The following is an 823-nucleotide window of genomic DNA, read 5'->3' as shown; positions in this document are numbered from 1 at the left end:
GCCGCCTTCCTGGACGGTGTTGGTAGCCGTCAAGGTGACACCGGTGGTGTCAAGCTTCGCCGGGTCGTCGGTGACCGTGGTGCTAGGAGTACCGGTGGTAACCAGTTTCTCGTAGTTGCCGCCAGTGACATTGGTGATGCTGTTGGTCAGCGGGGCATTGGTGGTGTAGACGTTGTTTGGCGCAACGTAGTCGACTGAGCCGGAGCTGGCGCTGACTGGGATGGTGATGGTCTGGCCATTAGCCAAAGTGATCACCAGCGGAGCACCAGTAACCGGAGCGCTGACAGTTGCGGTGTACACCACGGTGCCGCCTTCGGTCACGCTTGGGGTCGCGGTCAGCGTTACAGTCGAGGTATCGATCGAGTCAGTAACACTAGTGACGGCCGGGGTGTCGCTGACGTTGAGGCGTTCGAAGTCACCACCAGTCGTGCCGGTGATGGTCGCTTCGACTTTACCGGCGTCGACGTACACGGTGTTTGCTGGCGCTGGGACCGTGATCGAGCCTTCGGTCAAACCTTTGCCAATAGTGATGACTTCACCATTGCTGAGGGTGACCTTCATCTCGCTGCCGGCTGGGTTGGTCAGCTTGGCGGTGTAGGTGATTTGGCCGCCTTCTTGAACGGTGCCTGTAGCGGTGAGGCTCACGCCGGTAGTGTCCAGCTTGGCTGGATCATCGGTAACCGAAGTGGTCGGGTTACCAGCCGTTTCCAGCTTCTCGTAGTTGCCACCGGTGACGTTGGTGATGCTGTTAGTCAGCGGCGTGTTGGTGTTGTAGACGTTGTTCGGTGCGACGTAGTCAACTGAGCCGGAGCTGGCGTTGACC

At 59.3% G+C, this 823-nt stretch carries 1 protein-coding gene; it reads right to left on the bottom strand.

The genetic code is table 11. The annotated features are described in order from the left end of the window. On the bottom strand, positions 1-823 hold an 823-nt coding region (locus ACK59H_RS22935), incomplete at both ends, for an immunoglobulin-like domain-containing protein (protein ID WP_409264988.1).

Origin of the sequence: Pseudomonas sp. KCJK9000, from assembly GCF_046230725.1 — a bacterium.
GTDB classification, from domain to species: domain Bacteria; phylum Pseudomonadota; class Gammaproteobacteria; order Pseudomonadales; family Pseudomonadaceae; genus Aquipseudomonas; species Aquipseudomonas promysalinigenes.
The sequence above is the reverse complement of the archived record's forward strand: the minus strand, read 5'-3'. Positions and strand labels throughout refer to the sequence as shown.